This window comes from Tenacibaculum sp. IB213877 (genome assembly GCF_034043975.1).
In the GTDB taxonomy this organism is placed as follows: Bacteria; Bacteroidota; Bacteroidia; order Flavobacteriales; family Flavobacteriaceae; genus Polaribacter.
The window spans coordinates 41,581-62,940 of record NZ_JAXCHH010000013.1 but is presented as its reverse complement, the minus strand read 5'-3'; the positions used below and the strand labels follow the sequence as shown (position 1 = coordinate 62,940).

The following is a 21,360-nucleotide window of genomic DNA, read 5'->3' as shown; positions in this document are numbered from 1 at the left end:
AATTTACCCAGATAAAAAATATGTCATGAAATACACAACAGTAGGTGGTGTAGAAGGTTTTGATGGAACAAAAAAAGAAGCACCAAAAGCAGTTGTTAAAGCTATTGAATAAAACTAAAAACATGAAAACAAAAAGTATTATCGATTTTGTAGGAAATACCCCTTTAATAGAAGTTAAAAATGCTTTTAACAAACCTAATGTAAAATTATTATTAAAACTCGAAGGAAACAATCCGGGTGGAAGTGTAAAAGATAGAGCTGCTTATTTTATGATTTCTGAAGCTCTTAAGAAAAAAAACATCAAAAAAGGAGACACTTTAGTAGAGGCTACTAGTGGAAATACAGGTATTGCTCTAGCTTTAATGGCAAAAGTACTTGGTGTTAATATGGTTTTAGTAATGCCTGAACACGCAACAGAAGAACGTGTAAAAACAATGAGAGCCTATGGTGCTAAAGTTATTTTAACCCCATCAGAACTAGGTATGGAAGGAGCTATTGATTATGCTTTAAAGATCAAATATGAAAAAGGATATTTCAGGTTAAATCAGTTTGATAATTTAGATAATCCAAAAGCACACTATTCTACTACAGGACCAGAAATATGGAAAGACACTAAAGGCCAAATCACTCATTTTGTTTCTGCAATGGGCACAACAGGAACTATTATGGGGGTTTCTGACTATTTAAAAGAACAGAACAAAAACATAGAAATCATTGGAGTTCAACCAAAAGAAGGAACTAGAATTCCAGGAATAAGAAAATGGTCTAAAGAATATTTACCTGCAATATTTAAACCTCAAAAAATAAATCAAATTTTAGAAATAAATCAAGAAGAAGCAAAAGAAGGAACTCTAAAATTAGCTCAAGAAGAAGGCATTTTTGCAGGTATGAGCAGTGGTGGAGCTTTTATTTCTGCTCTTAAAATAGCAAAGTCAATAGAAAAAGGAGTAGTTGTAGCAATTGTTTGCGATAGAGGTGATCGTTATTTATCCTCAGATTTATTTAATTAGATTGTGAAAACATAAAAAAAGTTTGTTTATTTGTAACCACAAATTAGTTCATTAATTTATTTGATGTTATCAAGAAAGGTGGAGGGATTAGACCCTTTGAAGCCTTAGCAACCCTTTGAAAAACAAAGAAGGTGCTAAATTCTACTGTAAAATACAGAGAGATAACGGAAAGATTTTTTACTTCTCTTTTCCTGATAACATTATAATTACACTATCAGGAATGGTCAACATTTATTCAGAAATACAAAAAAGAATTCTCGTGCTCGACGGTGCCATGGGAACAATGCTTCAGCAATATAATTTTACTGAAGAAGATTTTCGCGGTAAGCGGTTTAAAGAACATCCTTGTTCTTTAAAAGGGAACAACGACTTGTTATCTATTACACAACCAAAAGCAGTAAAAGAGGTACATTATAAATATTTTGCAGCAGGAGCAGATATTGTAGAAACCAATACTTTTTCCGGTACTACCATTGCTATGGCAGATTATCAAATGGAAAATTTGGTCTACGAACTCAATTATCAATCGGCAAAAATCGCCAAAGAAGTTGCTGATGAGTTTACAAAAAAAGAACCTCACAAACCACGTTTTGTTGCAGGCTCAATAGGCCCAACTAACCGAACAGCAAGCATGTCTCCAGATGTTAATGACCCTGGCTACAGAGCTATAACTTATAACGATCTTCGTATTGCATACAAACAACAAGCAGAAGCACTATTAGATGGTGGTGCCGATATTTTATTGGTTGAAACGGTTTTTGACACCCTAAATGCTAAAGCTGCTTTATTTGCTATTGAAGAAATAAAAGAAGAAAGAAATCTAAATGTTCCTGTAATGGTATCCGGAACTATCACAGATGCTTCCGGCAGAACTCTTTCTGGCCAAACTGCAGAAGCTTTTTTAATTTCAATTTCTCATATTCCTTTATTATCAGTTGGATTTAACTGTGCCCTAGGAGCAAATTTAATGCAACCTCATTTAGAAGCAATAGCTTCTAAAACAAACTTTGCTATTTCTGCACACCCTAATGCTGGATTACCCAATGCTTTTGGAGAATATGATGAATCACCCCAAGAAATGTCTGTACAAATAGAAGAGTATTTAAAGAAAAAACTTATCAATATTATAGGTGGTTGTTGTGGCACAACACCAAAACACATTACAGCAATTGCAGAAATAGCCGCTAAATACAAACCTAGAAAAATAAAAGAAACTGAACAATGGAGAGTGAGTGTATAAAGTACATGCAATTATCTGGCTTAGAACCCTTAATTATTACACCAGAAAGTAATTTTATTAATGTGGGTGAACGCACCAATGTAGCTGGGTCACGTAAATTTTTACGCTTAATAAAAGAAGAAAAATTTGACGAGGCTTTGGCTATTGCCCGAAATCAAGTAGATGGTGGAGCACAAATTATTGACATTAATATGGATGATGGCTTAATTGACGGAAAAGAAGCCATGGTTCGTTTTTTAAACTTAGTGGCATCCGAACCAGATATAGCTAGAGTTCCTATAATGATTGATAGCTCTAAATGGGAAATTATTGAAGCAGGGTTACAAGTTGTACAAGGTAAGTGTGTTGTAAATTCAATCAGCTTAAAAGAAGGAGAAGAAAAATTTATTTGGGAAGCAACCCAAATTAAACGTTATGGTGCAGCAGTTATAGTCATGGCCTTTGATGAAATAGGACAAGCAGATAATTACCAAAGAAGAATTGAAATAGCTGAAAGATCCTATAAAATATTAGTAAACAAAGTAGGCTTCCCTTCTGAAGATATTATCTTCGATTTGAATATTTTTCCTGTAGCTACAGGAATGGAAGAGCATCGAAAAAATGCAATCGATTTTATTGAAGCAACCCGCTGGGTGCGTGAAAATTTACCAAACGTAAGTGTAAGCGGAGGCGTAAGTAATATTTCTTTTTCTTTCAGAGGAAACAATACTGTACGAGAAGCAATGCATTCTGTATTTCTATTTTACGCCATACAAGCTGGTATGAATATAGGAATTGTAAACCCTACAATGCTTGAAGTATACGATAATATACCCAAAGATTTATTAGAACATATTGAAGATGTAATTCTTGACAGAAGAGATGATGCAACAGAACGTTTATTAACTTTTGCCGAAACTGTAAAAGGAAATAAAAAAGAAGATGATACAACTGTTTTAGAATGGCGAAATTTATCCTTACAAGAAAGAATTACACATGCCTTAGTAAAAGGAATAGATACCTTTATTATAGAAGATACTGAAGAAGCCAGAATCAATTCAGCCAAACCTTTGCACGTTATAGAAGGCCATTTAATGACCGGAATGAATGTAGTTGGAGATTTGTTTGGTGATGGGAAAATGTTTTTACCTCAGGTAGTAAAATCTGCTCGTGTTATGAAAAAAGCAGTAGCCTATTTAAATCCTTTTATTGAAGCCGAAAAAGGAGAAAAGCAAAAAGCATTAGGAAAAATTTTAATGGCAACAGTTAAAGGAGATGTGCATGATATAGGCAAAAATATTGTTTCTGTTGTATTAGGATGCAACAATTATCAAATTGTAGATTTAGGTGTTATGGTGCCTCCAGAAAAAATAATTGAAACTGCAAAAAAAGAAAATGTAGATGCCATTGGCTTAAGTGGGTTAATAACTCCTTCTTTAGATGAAATGGTATACTTAGCCAAAGAAATGGAGCGTCAAAATTTTAATGTTCCGTTATTAATTGGTGGAGCAACAACTTCTAAAGCTCATACCGCAGTTAAAATAGACACTCAATATAAAAATGCAGTAGTTCATGTAAATGACGCTTCAAGAGCAGTAACAGTAGTTGGCGATTTGTTAAACGAGAATACAAAAACCGAATATGTAGCCCACTTAAAAAAAGATTATAAAGAATTTCGGGAGAAGTTTTTAAAAAGAGGAAAAAGTAAAACCTACATTTCAATTGAAGAAGCCCGTAAACGCAAGTTTAAAATAGATTGGCAATCAACAATTATTAAAAAACCAAAAGAATTAGGAATACAAACTTTACAACAGATAAGTTTAAAAGAGTTGGTTCCTTATATTGACTGGTCTCCATTTTTTCGTTCATGGGATTTACACGGAAAATTTCCCGATATTTTAACAGATGAGATTGTGGGTGAACAAGCCACAGGTTTATATGAAGATGCTCAAATAATGCTCCAAGAAATAGTTACAAAACAATTACTAAAACCAAAAGGAATTTTTGGCTTATTCGAAGCAAACACAATAAACGATGATGATATATCTATTCAGAAAAAAGGAAAAGAAGTAGCAGTTTTCAGAACCTTACGCCAACAATTAAAAAAGAAAGAAAATACTCCTAATCTAGCTTTAGCCGATTTTATTGCTCCAAAAGCAACAAACTTAACCGATTATATGGGTGCTTTTTGTACAGCTATTTTTGGTGCAGATGAGCTGGCAAACCAATATAAAGAGAAAGAAGATGATTATAATGCTATTATGGCACAAGCATTAGCAGACCGTTTTGCTGAAGCCTTTGCAGAATATTTACATCACAGAATCCGAACAAAACATTGGGGTTATGCTACCAATGAAAACTTAACCAATGAAGATTTAATTAAAGAAAACTATAAGGGTATTCGTCCTGCCCCAGGATATCCTGCATGTCCAGATCATCTTGAAAAAGAAACTATTTGGCAATTATTAAAGGTAGAAGAAACCATTGGTGTTACACTTACAGAAAGTTTAGCCATGTGGCCTGCTGCTGCTGTATCCGGATATTATTTTGCTAATGAAGAAGCGAAGTACTTTGGATTGGGAAAAATAACCGACGATCAAGTAGAAGATTTTGCTAAAAGAAAAAATATTTCTTTAGAAAAAGCCTATAAATGGCTACACCCCAATATATCAAACATTTAATAATTATTTTAAATAAAAAAGAAAGACGTATTTAACTTAACAAAAAGTTTTTAATAAGGTAAAACAAAAGCCTCAAAACTATAGTAATATTGCATTGCAAAAACTAATAACTATGAAAAAGTATCATCTAGAAATTAAGTTTGCTATTCAGTTTTTAGTAATGTCAATTTTATCATTACTCATAGCTTACATCTTTTAAAAAAGTTAAAATACGCCTTTATAAATAAATTATGAAGGTAACAGAACACATACAAAAAGCCAACGGAGAAACTCAATTTTCATTTGAAATATTACCTCCATTAAAAGGTCATAATATTCAAACTATTTTTGAAAACATTGACCTTTTAATGGAGTTCAATCCTCCTTTTATTGATGTAACCTATCATCGTGAAGAATATGTGTATAAAGAATTAGAAAACGGATTGTTAAAAAAACAAGTCGTAAAAAAACGCCCAGGAACTGTGGGTATTTGTGCTGCTATTCAAAATAAATATAAGGTAGATGCTGTGCCACATATTTTATGTGGTGGTTTTACCAAAGAAGACACCGAAAACTTCCTCATTGACCTAGACTTTTTAGGCATTGATAATGTAGTTGCCTTACGCGGTGATGCGGTAAAAAGCGAAACTTATTTTAAAGCCGAAAAAGAAGGACATATATACGCAAGTCAGTTAGTAGGTCAAATAAACAACTTGAATCAAGGAATTTATTTAGATGATGATTTGCAAAACTCTTCCAAAACTGATTTTTGTATTGGTGTTGCAGGTTACCCTGAAAAGCATATTGAAGCCCCAAGTTTAGACTCTGATATTCATTTTTTAAAGAAAAAAATAGCTAATGGTGCCAGTTATATTGTAACGCAGATGTTTTTTGACAATCAAAAATTTTTCAATTTTGCTGAAAAATGCAGGAAAGAAGGCATCAACATTCCTATAATTCCAGGGTTAAAACCTTTATCAACCAAAAAACAATTGAATTTAATTCCTCACAGATTTCATGTTGATATTCCAGATGATTTGATCAAAGAAGTTATAAAATGTAAAAATCCAACTGAAATTAAACAAGTAGGAATAGAATGGTGCATTGAACAAAGTAAAGAATTAAAAAAAGCTAAAATTCCCGTTCTTCATTATTATTCCATGGGAAAAAGTGATAACATCCAGCAAATTGCATCAAAAGTTTTTTAAAATATCAGTAACATCAATTTAAGTATAACAAAAACCAATTTTATAAAAATTGCAAAAGTCAAATATTTGTTTATTTTTGTGACTTAAAGACGTGATTTATAATTTAAAACAGAAATAAAATGGCATTAGAAATTACAGATGCATCTTTCGAAGACGTAGTATTAAAATCAGACAAACCAGTTTTGGTTGATTTTTGGGCAACTTGGTGTGGACCTTGTAGAATGGTAGGACCAATTGTAGATGAAATTAGTAAAGAATATGATGGTAAAGCAGTAGTTGGTAAAGTAGATGTTGATGCTAATCAAGAATTTGCTGCTAAGTACGGAGTTAGAAACATCCCAACTGTTTTAGTATTTAAAAATGGTGAAGTTGTGGCTAAACAAGTAGGTGCTGCTCCTAAAAAAGCATATACCGACAAAATTGACGCTGCATTATAATAAAACAATACAGTAAAAAATAAAAAGGTTTGGCTTTTGTCAAACCTTTTTTTATTTTCGGTAGTCTATGTTAAATCTTTCTCAATTACAATCATCAGAAATAAAAAACCTCGATTTGTTGGCAAAACAAGTAGTAGAAGGTTTTATAACCGGCATGCATAAAAGTCCGTTTCATGGGTTTTCTGTGGAGTTTTCTGAACACAAATTATATAATAAAGGAGAAAGCACTCGTCATATAGATTGGAAATTATTTGCTAAAACTGAAAAACTTTACACTAAAAAATACGAAGAAGAAACAAATTTAAGATGCCATATTATCATAGATAATTCAGCATCTATGCACTACCCTATTGTTAAAACACAATCATTAAACAACTTAAATAAAATTGGATTTGCTGCTGTAGCCTCTGCCTGTTTGATGGAAATTTTAAAAAGACAAAGAGATGCCGTGGGTTTAAGTGTTTATTCAGATACTTATGAATATTATGCCCCTGAAAAAGGGAGTGAACGCCATAGAAAAATGATTACGCATCAGCTGGAAAAATTATTAGAATCCAGCAAATCATCTTCAACAGAAACCTATCAATTCTTACATGAAATTGCAGAAAAAATTCACAGAAGATCTTTGATTTTTTTGTTTACTGATATGTTTCAAACTACCAAAAAACAAGAAGAATTGTTTGATGCTTTAAGACATTTGAAATACAATAAGCACGATGTGGTTTTATTTCATACTTACGATAAAAACTTAGAACTTAATTTTGATTTTGATGATGCACCCAAAAAGTTTTTTGATGTTGAAACTGGTGAAGAAATTAATTTGTATGCCAATACAATTAAAGATAAATATCAAGAATTGGCAAGTAATTTCTTTAAAGAACTAAAAAATAAATGTTTACAATATAAAATAGATTATGTTCCGGTGAATATTCACGAAGGATTCAATTCTGTACTTACCTCCTACTTTATTAGCAGACAAAAATTTTTATGATTTGTTATTTTAATTTAAAAAAAGTTTTATATTTGCATCCGCTTAACGCAACGGTCTGGTAGTTCAGCTGGTTAGAATACATGCCTGTCACGCATGGGGTCGCGGGTTCGAGTCCCGTCCAGACCGCGAAAAGTTCTTAAAACATTTTTAAACATATTTGCTATATGCAAACGGTCTGGTAGTTCAGCTGGTTAGAATACATGCCTGTCACGCATGGGGTCGCGGGTTCGAGTCCCGTCCAGACCGCAAAAAAGCCTCTCAAAATTATGAGAGGCTTTTTTATTTTTATCCAAATACCACTCCTTTTATTACATCAAAAATGGTGTTTATTACCTTGTTTTTAAAATGCCCCAAACTAATTTTAGAAACACCAACTTTATATAAGGCTTTCATATGCAGTAAATCTTTTTGAGCCTCGAGCAACCATTTAAAATCTTGTAAGGTAATTTTTCCTTCCGCAAGTAAAATCGTCCAACGCTCTAACTTTTCTTTCGAATCACTTAAAATAGCTTCAACATCTTTTTTAGATTCTTTAGTGAACTCCGAATATTTATCCTTAAATAAATCAGTCAAAACTTTTTTGAGTTCTTGTAATATTTTTTCAAAATCTATCATACTTAGTTTTTAGAAATTATATCCAATAACTTGGTCTTTACTTCCGGGTCTTTTTGTGATTCGTATTGAATTAACAAATCCATAGCTTCCACTATAATTTTCTCCGCTTCTTCCACAAAAAACGAATTTAACTGTTGTTCTTCCTCCCATCTTTTGAAGAAACCTGAGAGTAAGTTTTTATCTTTATTAGAAAGTAACTGCCACATTTTGTAAGTTACTTCATTATTTGGTTTGTATTTTTCGTACTCAACCATTTTTTCAACTTCGGTTTGTAAATCTTCCACTTCTTCAGTAAAATTCTTAAAATCATCCGTGGCTTTTTCCATTAATTTTTGAGCTTCAATTTTAATTTCAATGGATTTCTGATACGAATATTGATCAAACGCTGCGGTCTTTAAAGCGTTGCAAGACATCAGCAAGACTGAAAAAATAACCGTGAAAACTGTAACCTTCATTAACTTCATAACAACTTATTATTAAGACAGTTAAATGTAATCATTTTTTGAATGAGATAAAAAATTAAGTTCAAAATGAAAATTTAATTTACAAAAGCTTGTTTTTTTCATTTAAATATTTAGATTTGCTTTTATCAAACAAAAGATAACAACGATGTTACAAAACGTATGGCAAGGTTTCTATTTTTACTTTTACTATTTTAGTAAGAGTTGAGACTTTGTATCGTAATGTTAACACTATAACATAATAGTAATATAAAGTCTCGATTTATCGAGGCTTTTTTTTTGGTTTTATATGAAAAAAATAGCCATTCAAGGAATAGAAGGAAGCAATCATCATATTGTTGCCGATGCTTTTTTTAGCGAACAGATTTCGTTAGATAAATGCATGTCTTTTGATGCTTTGGTTGATAGTTTACTCACCAAAAAAAGTGATTGTGGAGTGATGGCCATTGAGAATTCTATAGCTGGATCAATCATCCCTAACTATGCATTGATTGACAGTAATAATCTTCACATCATTGGCGAACACTATTTAAAAATCAGCATGAATTTTATGGCTTTAAAAGGTCAAAAAATTGAAGATATCAAAGAAGTGTATTCGCATCCAATGGCACTTTTACAGTGTAAAAAGTATTTTAAAAATCTTCCTCATATAAAACTTATTGAAGATAAAGATACCGCAGAGGTTGCAGAGCGAATTCAAAAAAATCAACTACAAGGTATCGCAGCTTTAGCAAGTAAAGAGGCTGCTCAAATTTTTGACTTAGAAATTTTAGCGGCCGATGTACAAACCATACAAAACAACGCTACCCGTTTTGTGATTATTCAAACATCAAACTCAGTAATTGCTGAGGAAGATATCAACAAAGCGTCGTTAAAATTTCAGTTAGACCACAAACGCGGAAGTTTAGCTACCATTTTAAATGTGTTGAGTGATTGTAAACTCAACTTAACTAAAATACAGTCGTTACCAAGAATAGAAACTCCATGGAAATATTCATTTTTTGTGGATGTGACTTTTGAAGATTATAAACATTACGCCAAAGCAAAATCGATTATGAATATTATGGCAGAAGATTTTAAAGTTTTAGGAGAATATAAAAACGGACACGCATGATTCAGTTTGCAGACAGATTACATACCGTTGAAGAATACTACTTTTCTAAGAAATTGCGAGAGGTTCGTCAGTTAATTTCAGAAGGAAAACCCGTAATAAATATCGGAATTGGGAGTCCAGATCTATTACCCCCTACCTCAGTTATTGATTCTTTAAAAGAAAGTTTAACCGATAACATCGCTCACAAATATCAGAGTTATCAAGGACTACCTGAATTTAGAGAAGCTGTTGCCAATTTTTATCAGGATAAATATCAGGTGATTCTGAATCCAAATTCAGAAGTATTGCCTTTAATGGGAAGTAAAGAAGGAATTTTACACATTTCTCTAGCGGTTTTAAATGAAGGAGATGAAGTTTTAATTCCGAATCCTGGTTATCCTACCTATACATCGGTAACCAAATTAGTTGGTGCAACTCCTGTTTTTTACGATTTAACCGAAGAAAATAAGTATCAACCGGATTTTGAAGAACTAGAAAAATTAGATCTTTCAAAAGTTAAAATGATGTGGGTTAGTTATCCGCACATGCCAACAGGAGCAAAAGCTCAAAAAGATACTTTTGAAAAATTAGTCGCCTTCGGAAAAAAGCATGCTATTTTAATTGTAAATGACAATCCGTATAGCTTTATCTTGAATGATGATCCGCAAAGTATTTTAAATATAAACGGAGCAAAAGATGTGGTTTTAGAGCTGAACTCTCTCAGTAAAACTTTTAATATGGCCGGTTGGCGTGTAGGAATGTTGTTAGGCAACGAGCAGTTTATCAACCAAATATTAAAAGTAAAAACACAACAAGATAGCGGTATGTTTTACGGCATTCAAAAAGGTGCTGTAGAAGCATTAAAAACTTCAAAAGAGTGGATTGAAAATCAAAACCACATCTACCAAAAAAGAAGAGCATTAATTTGGGAATTGGCTGATAAAATTGGCTGTATCTATGATAAAAATACCTCAGGAATGTTTGTTTGGGCAAAACTTCCCGAAGGAAAATCTTCCGAAGATATGGTGGATGAGTTATTATACAATCATGACATTTTTGTAGCTCCGGGAACTATTTTTGGATCGAAAGGAGAAGGATTTATCCGATTTTCATTATGTGTAAAAGAAGAGGAAATTAAAAAAGCGATAGAAAGAGTATGAATGTATTTGTAATAGGAATCGGATTAATTGGCGGAAGCATGGTGTTGGATATTCAAGACAACTATCCAGAGGCTATAATTCATGGTATTGATGCCAATCCTGAACATTTAGAAAAAGCTTTAGCATTAAAAATTATTCATAAAAAAGCTACTTTTTCTGATTTAGAGTTTGCTGATGTGGTCATCATTTCTATCCCTGTTGATATTCAGTTAGCGGTTATTCCGAAAGTTTTAGACACCGTAAACGACCATTGTTTAGTAATAGATGTGGGTTCTACTAAGTCACAAATTTGTGAGGCGGTTAAAAATCATCCGAAGCGAAGAAATTTTTTAGCCACGCATCCTATTGCAGGAACAGAGTTTTCAGGCCCTCAAGCAGCGTTGAGAGGTTTATTCAAATCAAAAACCAATATTATTTGTGAAGTTGAAAAAACGGCTTTTAAGCTTCAAGAGAAAGCGTTGGAAATCTTCACAAAACTAGGAATGAGAATCCGATACATGGAACCAAAATCACACGATAAGCATATTGCTTATGTATCGCATTTATCACACATCAGCTCTTTTATGTTAGGAAAAACGGTTATTGAAAAAGAAAAGAATGAAAGAGACATTTTTGATATGGCGGGTAGTGGATTTGCTTCAACGGTTCGTTTAGCTAAAAGTTCCCCTGCTATGTGGACACCTATTTTTCAGCAAAACAAAGAAAATGTAATCGAAACTTTAGAAGAGTATATTACCAACTTACAGCAATTTAAAGAACTTATGTTGAATGATGATTTTTCAGAAATTCATCAAGAAATGGAAAATACAAACTATATAAAACAAATATTAAACGGCATTAAATAATACTAAAATGGAAAACAAAAAAGAATTAAGAAATTGGTTGGATGACATGAAGTTGGATCATCCTTTAGTAATAGCGGGTCCGTGTAGTGCAGAAACTGAAGAACAGGTTTTAAAAATTGCACACGAACTAAAAGATACCGATGTAAATTATTATCGTGCCGGAATTTGGAAACCTAGAACAAGACCAGGAAATTTTGAAGGTGTAGGTGCTTTAGGTTTAAAATGGTTGCAAAAGGTAAAAGAAGAAACAGGAATGAAAACTTGTACTGAAGTTGCCAATGCCAACCATGTAAAATTAGCTTTAGAGCATGATATTGATCTTCTTTGGATTGGTGCAAGATCTACCGTTTCTCCGTTTATTATGCAAGAAATTGCAGATGCTTTACAAGGAACTGATAAAATTGTATTGGTTAAAAACCCTGTAAACCCAGATTTAGCACTTTGGTTAGGCGGAATTGAAAGATTGTACAAAGCTGGAATTAAAAATTTAGGAGCTATCCACAGAGGATTTTCTACCTATGAAAAATCTAAATACAGAAACATTCCAGAATGGCAATTAGCTATTGAATTTCAAAATAAATTTCCAGATTTACCATTGATTAATGATCCGTCACATATCACAGGAAAACGAGATATGATTTTTGAAGTTTCTCAAACTGCATTAGATTTAAATTTTGACGGATTAATGATTGAAACCCATTTTGATCCGGATAATGCTTGGAGTGATGCGGCGCAACAAGTTACCCCAGCTACGTTAAAGCAAATTATGAAAGATTTAAAAATCAGAAAAGAAACCGATACGGAAGCTGATTATAAAAATTCTTTAGATAATTTACGCGCACAAATCAATGTGTTAGACAACCAATTAGTTGAAATGTTAGGTAAAAGAATGAAAGTTGCTGATGAAATTGGTAAGCTTAAAAAAGACAAAAACGTGGCGGTTTTACAAACCAAACGATGGAACGAAATTCTCGGAAATATGATTTTAGAAGGAGAAACTAGAGGATTAAGCGAAGAGTTTATTTTAAGAATGTTTAAAGCTATTCATCAAGAAAGTATCAACCATCAAGAAAAGATAATTAATTCATAAAAACTCTCTCCCGCTTTTGCGGGAGTATTTTTATTCTCATCTTTGTTTTATGACAGGAATAGTTTATAAATCAACCGGAAGTTGGTATTGGGTAAAATCTGAAGGCGAATTTTATAAATGCCGAATCAAAGGAAAATTCCGTATTAAAGGAATAAAAAGCACCAATCCGATTGCTGTAGGTGACAAAGTTGACTTTAGCATTGAAACCAAAAATGATGAAGAAACCGGACTTATTACCAATATTCATGAGCGAAAAAATTACATCGTTCGTAAATCGGTAAACCTGTCTAAACAAACTCATATTTTAGCGGCAAATATTGATCAGGTTTTCTTACTAATTACCATAGATAACCCTCCCACTTTTACCACTTTTATTGATCGTTTTTTGGTAACCGCAGAAGCTTATTCTATCAAAACCATTTTAGTTTTCAATAAAATAGATTCTTACGAAATTGAACAGCGTGCAGAAATCTTGTATTTGAAAGATATTTATGAGCCAATTGGTTATGAATGTATTGAAGTGTCTGCAGTTACAGGTCAAAATGTCGATAAAATCAAAGAAATGATGACAGGAAATGTAAGTATGTTTTCAGGTCATTCCGGGGTTGGAAAAACTACGCTTATCAACACCATTGAACCTAGTTTAGATTTAAAAACCAAAGAAATTTCTGAACAACATAAACAAGGACAACACACTACAACTTTTGCTGAAATGTTCGATTTGAGTTTTGATGCTCAAATTATTGACACTCCCGGAATAAAAGGTTTTGGTGTTGTTGACATGGAAAAAGATGAGTTGGGCGATTATTTTCCTGAATTTTTTGCCTTAAAACAAGATTGTAAATTCAACAACTGTATTCATGTAAATGAGCCACAATGTGCTGTAAAAGAAGCGTTGGAAAATGAAGAAATTTCTTGGTCTCGCTACAAAAGTTACTTACAAATTTTAGAAGGTGAAGAAGAAAACTACAGAACTGATATTTGGGAATAATCAAAAGAAAAAATCAAAACTATGAAAGCTGTTATTCAACGAGTATCAAGAGCTAGCGTTACTGTTAATCAAGAAAAAATTGCAAACATTAATCTTGGATTACTAATTTTAATTGGCATTGAAGATGCTGATGAAAAAGACGACATTGAATGGTTATCAAAAAAGATTGCTAACCTTAGAATTTTCAATGATGAAAATAATGTGATGAACAAGTCGTTATTAGAAGTAAACGGTGATGCAATTGTGGTTAGTCAGTTTACACTGCACGCATCAACCAAAAAAGGAAACAGACCAAGTTATATAAAGGCTTCAAAACCTGATTTTGCCATTCCTATGTATGAAAAGTTTGTTAATCAGTTTGAAAAGGATTTAGGGAAAAAAGTGCAAACAGGAGAATTTGGAGCAGATATGAAAGTTGAATTATTGAATGATGGCCCCGTTACCATTGTTATAGATACAAAAGATAAAAAATAATTCCCACGGAAAATAAAATTTAATATATTTGCCATGGAAAATAAATTAAAAACCAATTAATCACTAATAAATATGAAAAAAGTAATTTTAATGTTAGCTCTTGTAGCTACTGCTTTAGTTTCTTGTAAAGGAGAAAAAAAGGAGAAAGTTGAAGCAAAAGAAGAAGTAAAAGTTGAAGAAACTGTTGCTGTTGTAGATAATGTAGATGTTGAAAACTCTGTATTAACTTGGAAAGGAACTAAACCTGGTGGAGCTCATAACGGAACTGTAGCTTTACAAAGCGGTTCTTTAGTTGTAGACAATGGTACACTTACATCTGGAGAATTTGTAATTGATTTAAACACTATTAAGTGTTTAGATATTGAAAATGAAGAGTACAACGGAAAACTAGTTGGTCACTTAAAAGCTGAGGATTTTTTCAATGTAGAAAAATATCCAACAGCTAAATTTGTTATTACATCTGTTGAAAACAATGAAGATAAATTAGATGTAACTGGTAACTTATCAATTAAAGACGTTACTAAAAGTATTACTATTCCTGCTACATTAACAGAGCAAGATGGTGTTTACACTTTAAAAAGTGATACTTTTAACATTGATAGAGCTGACTTTAACGTAAAGTATGCTTCTAAAAAATTCTTCGACAACTTAAAAGACAAGTTTGTTGATGATTTAGTTGAAATGTCTTTTGAAGTAAAAACTACAAAGTAATTTTACTAAACTTTAAAAATAAAAAACCGAGCAATGCTCGGTTTTTTATTTTATGAGAAACTCCTCTACTTCAAATAGTTCTTTAAAGTGTTTTAGAATTTTTTCTTTAACCTCATCAATTGGAACTTTCCTTCCTAATTCAGCTTCTAGTGAAGTAACCGCTTTACCTCTAATTCCACACGGAATAATATTATCAAAATAACCTAAATCAGTATTCACATTTAAAGCAAAACCATGCATAGTTACCCAACGACTCGTACGAATACCCATAGCACAAATCTTACGAGCAAACGGAGTTCCAACTCCCAACCAAACTCCAGTTTCACCTTCGCTTCTTTCACCTTCTAAACCATATTCAGCAATCGTTTTGATGATAGATTCTTCTAACAATCGAAGATATTTATGAATATCTGTAAAAAAATTTTCTAAATCTAAAATAGGATACCCAACAATTTGCCCCGGACCATGATAGGTTATATCTCCTCCTCTATTAATTTTATAAAAAGTGGCTCCTTTCTGTTTTAATTGCTCTTCGTTTAATAATAAATTACTCATATCTCCACTTTTTCCTAAAGTATATACATGAGGATGTTCAACAAAAAGAAAATAATTATTGGTAGGTGTTTCTTTACTTTCTCTTCTGTTTTTTATCTTAAGATCAACTGTACTTTGCAATAAATCAGTTTGATAATCCCAAATTTCTTTGTAATCTTTTTGATTTAAATTAATCAAATTAATCTTTTTATTCATATTTTTTTTAAATTGCTTTATTTTTAATGAAAAAAATTCAAAATAAAAAAGTTTTTTTTATTCCAAATAACAAAAATATATGAAAAAAATTACATTAATTACGTTCTTCCTGTTTTCTTTTAGCCTTAACATGCATTCACAAGAGCTATGGAAAAAAACTAATGATAATGGAGAAATTAATGGTATTACTATTCAGAAATTAGACCATAAAAATTTTTCTGTTTATTCACTAAAGTTTAAAAAGTTTCAATCTTTATTGAAAGAATCTCCAAAAAGAGGAACTCTACGAGGTAGCCTATTCAAGATACCAAATGAAAAAGGAAAGTTCGAAATTTTTGAAATATTTGAAAATTCTATTTTCGCCCCCTCTTTAGCTGCCAAATATCCTGAAATCAAATCATATATAGGTGTAAATAAAAACACAGGAGCTGTACTAAGAATGAGTATATCACCTAAAGGCATACAAACCATGATTAGCTATAAAAATAAACCTACCGTTTTTATGCAGCCTCTAACAGGAAGCACTGAAAAATATATTGTTTATAACAGATTAGCTAAAGCAAATTTACCACAAGAAGAATTTATATGTTCTACTGCTGATGAAATTGTTTCCTTAGATGAAATAAAAGATACTTATAGTAGGGATGCTAACGACCAAACATTACGTAAGTTTCGATTAGCCATGTCTGTAAATGGTGAATACACAATTTATCATGGAGGCACTATAGAAGGTGCCTTATCTGCTATTAACGCTACTATAACAAGAGTAAATGCTGTTTTTGAAACAGATATGGCAGTAACTTTTGAAGTTCAGGATTTTCCAGAATTAATTTTCACAAATCCTGTGACTGATCCCTATTCTAATTCTTTAAGTACTTGGAATGTTGAATTGCAAAACACTTTAACTAATACAATAGGTAACGATGCTTATGATATTGGACATATGTTTGGCGCCTCTGGAGGAGGAGGGAATGCAGGATGTATTGGATGTGTATGTGTAGATGATACACCTGCTACAACTGATGAAAACAAGGGTGCTGGAATTACTTCTCCTGCTGATGGTATTCCTGAAGGTGATACTTTTGATATTGATTATGTAGCACATGAGCTTGGGCATCAAATGGGGGCTAATCATACATTTTCAATGAATACGGAAGGAACTGGTGTAAATGCAGAACCTGGTTCTGGCTCCACTATTATGGGATATGCAGGAATCACAAGTTCAAATGTGCAACAACACAGTGATCCTTATTTTCATTACCATAGTATACGTCAAATTTTAACAAACTTAGAAACCCAAACGTGCTGGCAGAATAATAATCCAATAAATATAGTTAACAATCCTCCAACTGCAGATGCTGGCAATGATTATACAATTCCTGCTGGTACTGCTTATGTTTTAAAGGGGGAAGCTAGTGATCCTGATAGTGGAGATAATTTAATGTTTTGCTGGGAACAAACAGATAGCGGTCAAGTATCTAGAAGTCAATTTGGGCCTACAAACACACAAGGAGCTCAAGCAAGATCCCTACCTCCTACTATTGAATCAGATAGGTATATTCCAAAATTGAGCCGTGTGATTGCTGGTCAATTAACGGAATCAGATCCTGATTCTGGGGATGATTGGGAGACTGTTTCAGAAGTTTCTAGAGAATTAAATTGGGCCTTAACTGTTAGAGATAGAGAGCCCTCAGCAATAGGATTAGGCGGTCAAACTAGTTATGATACAATGAAAATTACTGTTGATTCATCAGTAGGGCCTTTTATCGTTACATCACAAACTACCGATGAAGTTTGGGATGTTGGAACAACACAAACTATTACCTGGAATGTTGCTGGCACAGATTCAGGTACTGTGAATACCCCAACAGTAAATATTAAAATGTCAACTGATGGAGGTGTTACATTTCCTTTTATTTTGGCTACTGATGTACCAAACAATGGAAACTGTAATATAATTGTTCCTGTTACTGGCGGCGGTGATACAAATACTGCCAGATTGATGGTGGAAGGAAATAATAACATTTTTTATGCCGTTAATTCCTCAAATTTTTCAATTCAAGAAACAGAATTTGCATTAACAATTGATAATCCTAACTTAAGTGTTTGCAAGCCTAATAATGCTATATATAGCTTTATTTATGACACTTTTATAGGTTTTTCTGATACTACTATATTTTCAGCTGAAAACCTACCTTCTGGAGCTACCATTACTTTTGATCCTGTTTCAGCCATAAATGATGATACCCCAGTAACAGCTACTATAACAACTACTAATATTGCTAAGGGGAGCTATTCAATAATTTTAAAAGGAACATCTGGTAGTATTGAAAAAACTGCAAATGTGACTTTAAATGTATTTGATAATAATTTTGATCAATTAACATTAACCTCCCCTACAAATGGAGCTACAAATGAGTCTATAAATCAAATACTTAGTTGGGAACTAGACAATAATGCTCTATCTTATGATGTAGAAATCGCAACAGAAAATAACTTTACAAACATAATAGCTAGTGAAAATGTTACAACTAATGGGTATTCAGTGCCTGCAATCTTAGAACATACTACAACTTATTATTGGAGAGTAAAACCTAAAAATGATTGTGGTGAAGGAGTTTTTTCTTCTCCCTTTAATTTTATAACAGAAGATCCATCATATTGTAGTTCTACTTTTACAGAAACTAATAACAGTGAATTTATTTCTAATGTTACATTTAACACGATAAATAATAATTCAGGTAATGATCATGAACCAACTGCAGACGACGGTTATCAAGATTTCACAAATATATCCACTACTGTACAACCTGGAGATACTCATCAAATAAATGTAACATTTGATGCTCAAGGATTTAGAGACCATTGCTTTGTGTTTATAGATTGGAATCAAGATTATATTTTCGATTTAACTGATGAAAGGTATGACTTAGGCACATTATCTGGGAATGTGGTTACAGGATCATTAGATATAACTGTTCCTGAAAATGCTGTAATTGGTCCTACTCGAATGAGAGTTGTTATTGAATTTACTACTAGTACTAATGATATATATGGTGAAGGAGCATGTGATGAAGATCAAGGAAGCGAATGGGGAGAAACAGAAGATTATACTATAGTTGTGGACAATCCTGCTTCAATTGAAGATTATGCGTTTGACAGTTTCAATTTATATCCTAATCCTTCTTCAGGTATTTTTAAACTTAGATTTGAAGTTTTAAATACAGAAAGAGTTGATATAAAGCTTTTCGATATCAGAGGTAGAGAAATTGACACTAAACAATTTAATAATGTTTCTAATATATTCTCTGAAGAGTTGAATTTTGATAAAGTAAATGCGGGTCTTTACCTACTTCAAATTAAAAACGGAAGCAAACAAACCACTAAAAAACTAATTATTAGATAAGCATAATAAAAAACCAGAGAAAATATCTTCTCTGGTTTAATCTAAATTCTATCTAAAAACAGGCACCCTTATTTTAGGACTATTTTTTAATTCCACTTGGTATTTCACAAACAGGAATAGGAATCATTTTGTGCTGATTAATTCGGTTTAAACGCGTATATATTTTATATACTTCTTGCTTACGCCCAGAAAAGTCAGTAACTTTTTTACCAGCATCTTGCATTTGCATAGCCCATTCTAATTCATCATAAGAGGCGCCAATTTGATCCTCATCTGTTCTGTCATCTCCCCATAAACCATCAGTTGGATCTGCAACAATAATTTCTTTGTTAATCCCTAAGTATTTTGCAATTTCATATACTTCTGATTTCATTAAATCTGCAATCGGACTTAAATCTACACCACCATCACCATATTTTGTAAAAAAGCCCACACCAAAATCTTCTACCTTATTTCCGGTGCCAGCTACTAATAAGCCATGGAAGCCAGCAAAATAGTATAATGAAGTCATACGTAATCTAGCACGTGTATTTGCCAAAGCCATAAACCTATCATCTTCGTTTTTTACAGGAGGTAATGCTTTAATCAAACTATCAAACACGGGAGTTAAATTAACTTGAGTCATAGATACATTTGAAAAGTTGTTTTGTAACCAATCTATATGATTTAAAGCTCTACTTACTTGATTTGGCGCTTGATAAATAGGCATTTCTAAACACATTACAGATAAGCCAGTTTTAGCACATAAAGTAGAAGTAACCGCGCTGTCAATTCCACCAGACACTCCAATTACAAATCCATTTACTTTTGCATTTTCAGCATAATCTTTTAACCAATTTACAATATGATCAATAACTTTAGGTACATCCATTTGATACTAATTCTTTAATTTTGACATTCAATTTATAAGAGCTAAGATAATGCGAAAAATTATATTCTTCATACTCATTTTTATTAGCATCATTTCTTGCAAAGAAAATAATGTTAATAGAATAGATGTTTCAAATATTGATGTAAACTTTAAAATTAAAAGATTTGATATTGATTTTTATTCTACTACACCAAATACTTTAAATAAAACGAAGAAAGAATATCCACTATTATTTCCTCCAGAACATGATAGTGTTTGGATTAATAAAATTAATAATAAAGATGAACAAGAATTGTTTAATGAAACGCAAAAAGTATTTGGTGATTTTTCTGAAGAAACTAAACAAATAGAAAATTTATGTAAGCATATAAAATATTATGATAAATCTTTTCAATCACCCAATGTAATAACTATGTTAACTAACATTGATTATGATAACAGAGTGGTTTATGCAGACAGTATATTATTGATTTCCTTAGATGCCTATCTAGGAGCTAAACATCCTTTTTATAATGATTATCCTGAATATATTAGACAAAATAACCACAAAAATCATTTAATTGTTGATGTAGCTAATGCTATAATTAACAAAAAAGTAATGCCTACTGCTAAAAGAAATTTTATAGATAAAATGATTTTTGAAGGAAAGAAAATGTACCTATTAGATCTTTTTTTACCTGGTATTTCTGATAGAGAAAAAATTGGTTATTCTCCTGAAAAATATGATTGGGCAAAGACAAATGAAGAAGAAGTATGGAAATATTTTATAGAAAAAGATGTACTGTATAGTACTGACACTAAATTAAATCGTAGGTTTTTAGATTTAGCTCCATTTTCAAAGTTTTATTCTGAAGATGACTCTCTTTCACCAGGCAGAATAGGAGTATGGATTGGATGGCAGATTGTGAGGTCTTATATGAGAAATAATGACGTATCTTTGCCGGAACTTTTACAAAAAAGTGAAGACGAAATATTTAAAAATTCTAAATATAAACCTAAAAGATAATGGCTATAGAGCATACATCAGAAATAAAATTTAAAGTAGGATTAGACGAAAATAGAGTTCCCGAAGAAATTTCATGGAATGCAGAAGATGGAGGAATTGAAAATGAAACGTCTAAAGCAATTATGTTATCAGTATGGGATCATAAACAAAAAGATACGTTGCGTATGGATTTATGGACCAAAGACATGCCTGTCGATGAAATGAAACAGTTTTTTCACCAAACATTAGTAAGTATGGCAAATACATTTGAACGTGCTACCAATGATGAAAAAATGAGTGCTACCATGCGCGATTTTTGTGATTATTTTGCAGAAAAACTGGATTTAATAAAGAAATAAAAAAAGCAGCTATCGCTGCTTTTT

General features: G+C 32.1%; 20 protein-coding genes, 2 tRNA genes, 1 pseudogene and 1 riboswitch. Of the genes and pseudogenes, 19 read left to right on the top strand and 4 right to left on the bottom strand.

Features of this window, described 5'->3' with window-relative positions; translation table 11 throughout:
- The 9 genes and pseudogenes from SLH33_RS12565 to SLH33_RS12525 all read left to right on the top strand — a co-directional run.
- Window positions 1-112 (top strand): annotated as a pseudogene (locus tag SLH33_RS12565) (ferredoxin--NADP(+) reductase); the annotation flags it as partial.
- 10 nt (window positions 113-122) lie between these two features.
- The gene (gene cysM, locus SLH33_RS12560; protein WP_320419466.1) at window positions 123-1,010 is read left to right on the top strand and encodes a cysteine synthase CysM; all 888 of its coding nucleotides are present in this window, start codon (window positions 123-125) and stop codon (window positions 1,008-1,010) included.
- A gap of 63 nt (window positions 1,011-1,073) precedes the next feature.
- Window positions 1,074-1,178, top strand: a riboswitch (SAM riboswitch).
- A gap of 52 nt (window positions 1,179-1,230) precedes the next feature.
- Window positions 1,231-2,250 (top strand): homocysteine S-methyltransferase family protein, encoded by a 1,020-nt coding sequence (locus SLH33_RS12555; protein WP_320419465.1) that lies wholly within the window; start codon window positions 1,231-1,233, stop codon window positions 2,248-2,250.
- Between the two features lie 5 nt (window positions 2,251-2,255).
- Window positions 2,256-4,910: a methionine synthase gene (gene metH, locus SLH33_RS12550; RefSeq protein WP_413818269.1), complete on the top strand. Its 2,655-nt coding sequence runs from the start codon at window positions 2,256-2,258 to the stop codon at window positions 4,908-4,910.
- 230 nt (window positions 4,911-5,140) lie between these two features.
- A complete protein-coding gene (gene metF / locus SLH33_RS12545) occupies window positions 5,141-6,097 on the top strand; it encodes a methylenetetrahydrofolate reductase [NAD(P)H] (RefSeq protein ID WP_320419463.1) in 957 nt (318 codons plus the stop codon).
- 119 nt (window positions 6,098-6,216) lie between these two features.
- Window positions 6,217-6,534: a thioredoxin gene (gene trxA, locus SLH33_RS12540; RefSeq protein ID WP_320419462.1), complete on the top strand. Its 318-nt coding sequence runs from the start codon at window positions 6,217-6,219 to the stop codon at window positions 6,532-6,534.
- Between the two features lie 67 nt (window positions 6,535-6,601).
- Window positions 6,602-7,525: a DUF58 domain-containing protein gene (locus tag SLH33_RS12535; protein ID WP_320419461.1), complete on the top strand. Its 924-nt coding sequence runs from the start codon at window positions 6,602-6,604 to the stop codon at window positions 7,523-7,525.
- A 52-nt stretch (window positions 7,526-7,577) separates the two neighbouring features.
- Window positions 7,578-7,651, top strand: a tRNA-Asp gene (locus SLH33_RS12530).
- A 46-nt stretch (window positions 7,652-7,697) separates the two neighbouring features.
- A tRNA-Asp gene (locus tag SLH33_RS12525) sits at window positions 7,698-7,771 on the top strand.
- 39 nt (window positions 7,772-7,810) lie between these two features.
- Here SLH33_RS12525 and SLH33_RS12520 read toward each other — a convergent pair.
- Together SLH33_RS12520 and SLH33_RS12515 are read right to left on the bottom strand one after the other, a co-directional pair.
- Window positions 7,811-8,140, bottom strand: coding sequence for a hypothetical protein (locus SLH33_RS12520; protein WP_320419460.1), 330 nt, complete (start codon window positions 8,138-8,140; stop codon window positions 7,811-7,813).
- Window positions 8,141-8,142: 2 nt separating this feature from the next.
- Complete coding sequence (locus SLH33_RS12515; protein WP_320419459.1) at window positions 8,143-8,604, bottom strand: hypothetical protein; 462 nt, start codon at window positions 8,602-8,604, stop codon at window positions 8,143-8,145.
- A gap of 286 nt (window positions 8,605-8,890) precedes the next feature.
- On the opposite strand from SLH33_RS12515, the gene SLH33_RS12510 reads away from it, so the two are divergent.
- The 7 genes from SLH33_RS12510 (at window position 8,891) to SLH33_RS12480 (ending at window position 14,965) form a co-directional block, all read left to right on the top strand.
- Window positions 8,891-9,715 (top strand): prephenate dehydratase, encoded by an 825-nt coding sequence (locus SLH33_RS12510; RefSeq protein ID WP_320419458.1) that lies wholly within the window; start codon window positions 8,891-8,893, stop codon window positions 9,713-9,715.
- Complete coding sequence (locus tag SLH33_RS12505) at window positions 9,712-10,854, top strand: pyridoxal phosphate-dependent aminotransferase (RefSeq protein ID WP_320419457.1); 1,143 nt, start codon at window positions 9,712-9,714, stop codon at window positions 10,852-10,854. The genes SLH33_RS12510 and SLH33_RS12505 overlap by 4 nt, the downstream gene beginning before the upstream one ends.
- Window positions 10,851-11,699 carry a prephenate dehydrogenase gene (locus SLH33_RS12500; protein WP_320419456.1) on the top strand — a complete coding sequence of 283 codons (849 nt, stop codon included), beginning with the start codon at window positions 10,851-10,853 and terminating at the stop codon, window positions 11,697-11,699. The genes SLH33_RS12505 and SLH33_RS12500 overlap by 4 nt, the downstream gene beginning before the upstream one ends.
- A gap of 7 nt (window positions 11,700-11,706) precedes the next feature.
- On the top strand, window positions 11,707-12,789 hold the full coding sequence (locus tag SLH33_RS12495; RefSeq protein WP_320419455.1) for a bifunctional 3-deoxy-7-phosphoheptulonate synthase/chorismate mutase type II: 1,083 nt from the start codon (window positions 11,707-11,709) through the stop codon (window positions 12,787-12,789).
- Window positions 12,790-12,838: 49 nt separating this feature from the next.
- On the top strand, window positions 12,839-13,780 hold the full coding sequence (gene rsgA, locus SLH33_RS12490; protein WP_320419454.1) for a ribosome small subunit-dependent GTPase A: 942 nt from the start codon (window positions 12,839-12,841) through the stop codon (window positions 13,778-13,780).
- Window positions 13,781-13,801: 21 nt separating this feature from the next.
- Window positions 13,802-14,254: a D-aminoacyl-tRNA deacylase gene (gene dtd / locus SLH33_RS12485; protein ID WP_320419452.1), complete on the top strand. Its 453-nt coding sequence runs from the start codon at window positions 13,802-13,804 to the stop codon at window positions 14,252-14,254.
- Between the two features lie 72 nt (window positions 14,255-14,326).
- A complete protein-coding gene (locus SLH33_RS12480) occupies window positions 14,327-14,965 on the top strand; it encodes a YceI family protein (RefSeq protein ID WP_320419451.1) in 639 nt (212 codons plus the stop codon).
- 45 nt (window positions 14,966-15,010) lie between these two features.
- Here SLH33_RS12480 and lipB read toward each other — a convergent pair whose 3' ends face one another.
- A complete protein-coding gene (lipB, locus tag SLH33_RS12475) occupies window positions 15,011-15,715 on the bottom strand; it encodes a lipoyl(octanoyl) transferase LipB (RefSeq protein WP_320419450.1) in 705 nt (234 codons plus the stop codon).
- Between the two features lie 79 nt (window positions 15,716-15,794).
- Here lipB and SLH33_RS12470 point away from each other — a divergent pair, with 79 nt between their 5' ends.
- The gene (locus SLH33_RS12470) at window positions 15,795-19,121 is read left to right on the top strand and encodes a reprolysin-like metallopeptidase (protein ID WP_320419449.1); all 3,327 of its coding nucleotides are present in this window, start codon (window positions 15,795-15,797) and stop codon (window positions 19,119-19,121) included.
- A 79-nt stretch (window positions 19,122-19,200) separates the two neighbouring features.
- On the opposite strand, the gene nadE is transcribed toward SLH33_RS12470, so the two are convergent.
- Entirely contained in the window at window positions 19,201-19,992 is a 792-nt protein-coding gene (gene nadE / locus SLH33_RS12465) for an NAD(+) synthase (RefSeq protein ID WP_320419448.1), read from the bottom strand.
- A gap of 49 nt (window positions 19,993-20,041) precedes the next feature.
- Between nadE and gldB the strand changes: the two genes are divergently transcribed.
- On the top strand, window positions 20,042-20,998 hold the full coding sequence (gene gldB, locus SLH33_RS12460) for a gliding motility lipoprotein GldB (RefSeq protein ID WP_320419446.1): 957 nt from the start codon (window positions 20,042-20,044) through the stop codon (window positions 20,996-20,998).
- Window positions 20,998-21,336 carry a gliding motility protein GldC gene (gldC, locus tag SLH33_RS12455; RefSeq protein WP_320419445.1) on the top strand — a complete coding sequence of 113 codons (339 nt, stop codon included), beginning with the start codon at window positions 20,998-21,000 and terminating at the stop codon, window positions 21,334-21,336. The genes gldB and gldC overlap by 1 nt, the downstream gene beginning before the upstream one ends.
- Window positions 21,337-21,360: the final 24 nt, after the last annotated feature.

What these genes read in the sequence shown, in the direction of transcription:
- nadE (WP_320419448.1), bottom strand. Translation starts at nt 19,992, where the DNA reads ATGGATGTACCTAAAGTTATTGATCATATTGTAAATTGGTTAAAAGAT.
- rsgA (WP_320419454.1), top strand. Translation starts at nt 12,839, where the DNA reads ATGACAGGAATAGTTTATAAATCAACCGGAAGTTGGTATTGGGTAAAA.
- metH (WP_413818269.1), top strand. Translation starts at nt 2,256, where the DNA reads ATGCAATTATCTGGCTTAGAACCCTTAATTATTACACCAGAAAGTAAT.
- SLH33_RS12515 (WP_320419459.1), bottom strand. Translation starts at nt 8,604, where the DNA reads ATGAAGTTAATGAAGGTTACAGTTTTCACGGTTATTTTTTCAGTCTTG.
- SLH33_RS12480 (WP_320419451.1), top strand. Translation starts at nt 14,327, where the DNA reads ATGAAAAAAGTAATTTTAATGTTAGCTCTTGTAGCTACTGCTTTAGTT.
- gldC (WP_320419445.1), top strand. Translation starts at nt 20,998, where the DNA reads ATGGCTATAGAGCATACATCAGAAATAAAATTTAAAGTAGGATTAGAC.
- SLH33_RS12470 (WP_320419449.1), top strand. Translation starts at nt 15,795, where the DNA reads ATGAAAAAAATTACATTAATTACGTTCTTCCTGTTTTCTTTTAGCCTT.
- SLH33_RS12495 (WP_320419455.1), top strand. Translation starts at nt 11,707, where the DNA reads ATGGAAAACAAAAAAGAATTAAGAAATTGGTTGGATGACATGAAGTTG.
- trxA (WP_320419462.1), top strand. Translation starts at nt 6,217, where the DNA reads ATGGCATTAGAAATTACAGATGCATCTTTCGAAGACGTAGTATTAAAA.
- cysM (WP_320419466.1), top strand. Translation starts at nt 123, where the DNA reads ATGAAAACAAAAAGTATTATCGATTTTGTAGGAAATACCCCTTTAATA.
- gldB (WP_320419446.1), top strand. Translation starts at nt 20,042, where the DNA reads ATGCGAAAAATTATATTCTTCATACTCATTTTTATTAGCATCATTTCT.
- dtd (WP_320419452.1), top strand. Translation starts at nt 13,802, where the DNA reads ATGAAAGCTGTTATTCAACGAGTATCAAGAGCTAGCGTTACTGTTAAT.
- SLH33_RS12510 (WP_320419458.1), top strand. Translation starts at nt 8,891, where the DNA reads ATGAAAAAAATAGCCATTCAAGGAATAGAAGGAAGCAATCATCATATT.
- SLH33_RS12500 (WP_320419456.1), top strand. Translation starts at nt 10,851, where the DNA reads ATGAATGTATTTGTAATAGGAATCGGATTAATTGGCGGAAGCATGGTG.
- SLH33_RS12535 (WP_320419461.1), top strand. Translation starts at nt 6,602, where the DNA reads ATGTTAAATCTTTCTCAATTACAATCATCAGAAATAAAAAACCTCGAT.
- lipB (WP_320419450.1), bottom strand. Translation starts at nt 15,715, where the DNA reads ATGAATAAAAAGATTAATTTGATTAATTTAAATCAAAAAGATTACAAA.
- SLH33_RS12555 (WP_320419465.1), top strand. Translation starts at nt 1,231, where the DNA reads ATGGTCAACATTTATTCAGAAATACAAAAAAGAATTCTCGTGCTCGAC.
- SLH33_RS12505 (WP_320419457.1), top strand. Translation starts at nt 9,712, where the DNA reads ATGATTCAGTTTGCAGACAGATTACATACCGTTGAAGAATACTACTTT.
- metF (WP_320419463.1), top strand. Translation starts at nt 5,141, where the DNA reads ATGAAGGTAACAGAACACATACAAAAAGCCAACGGAGAAACTCAATTT.
- SLH33_RS12520 (WP_320419460.1), bottom strand. Translation starts at nt 8,140, where the DNA reads ATGATAGATTTTGAAAAAATATTACAAGAACTCAAAAAAGTTTTGACT.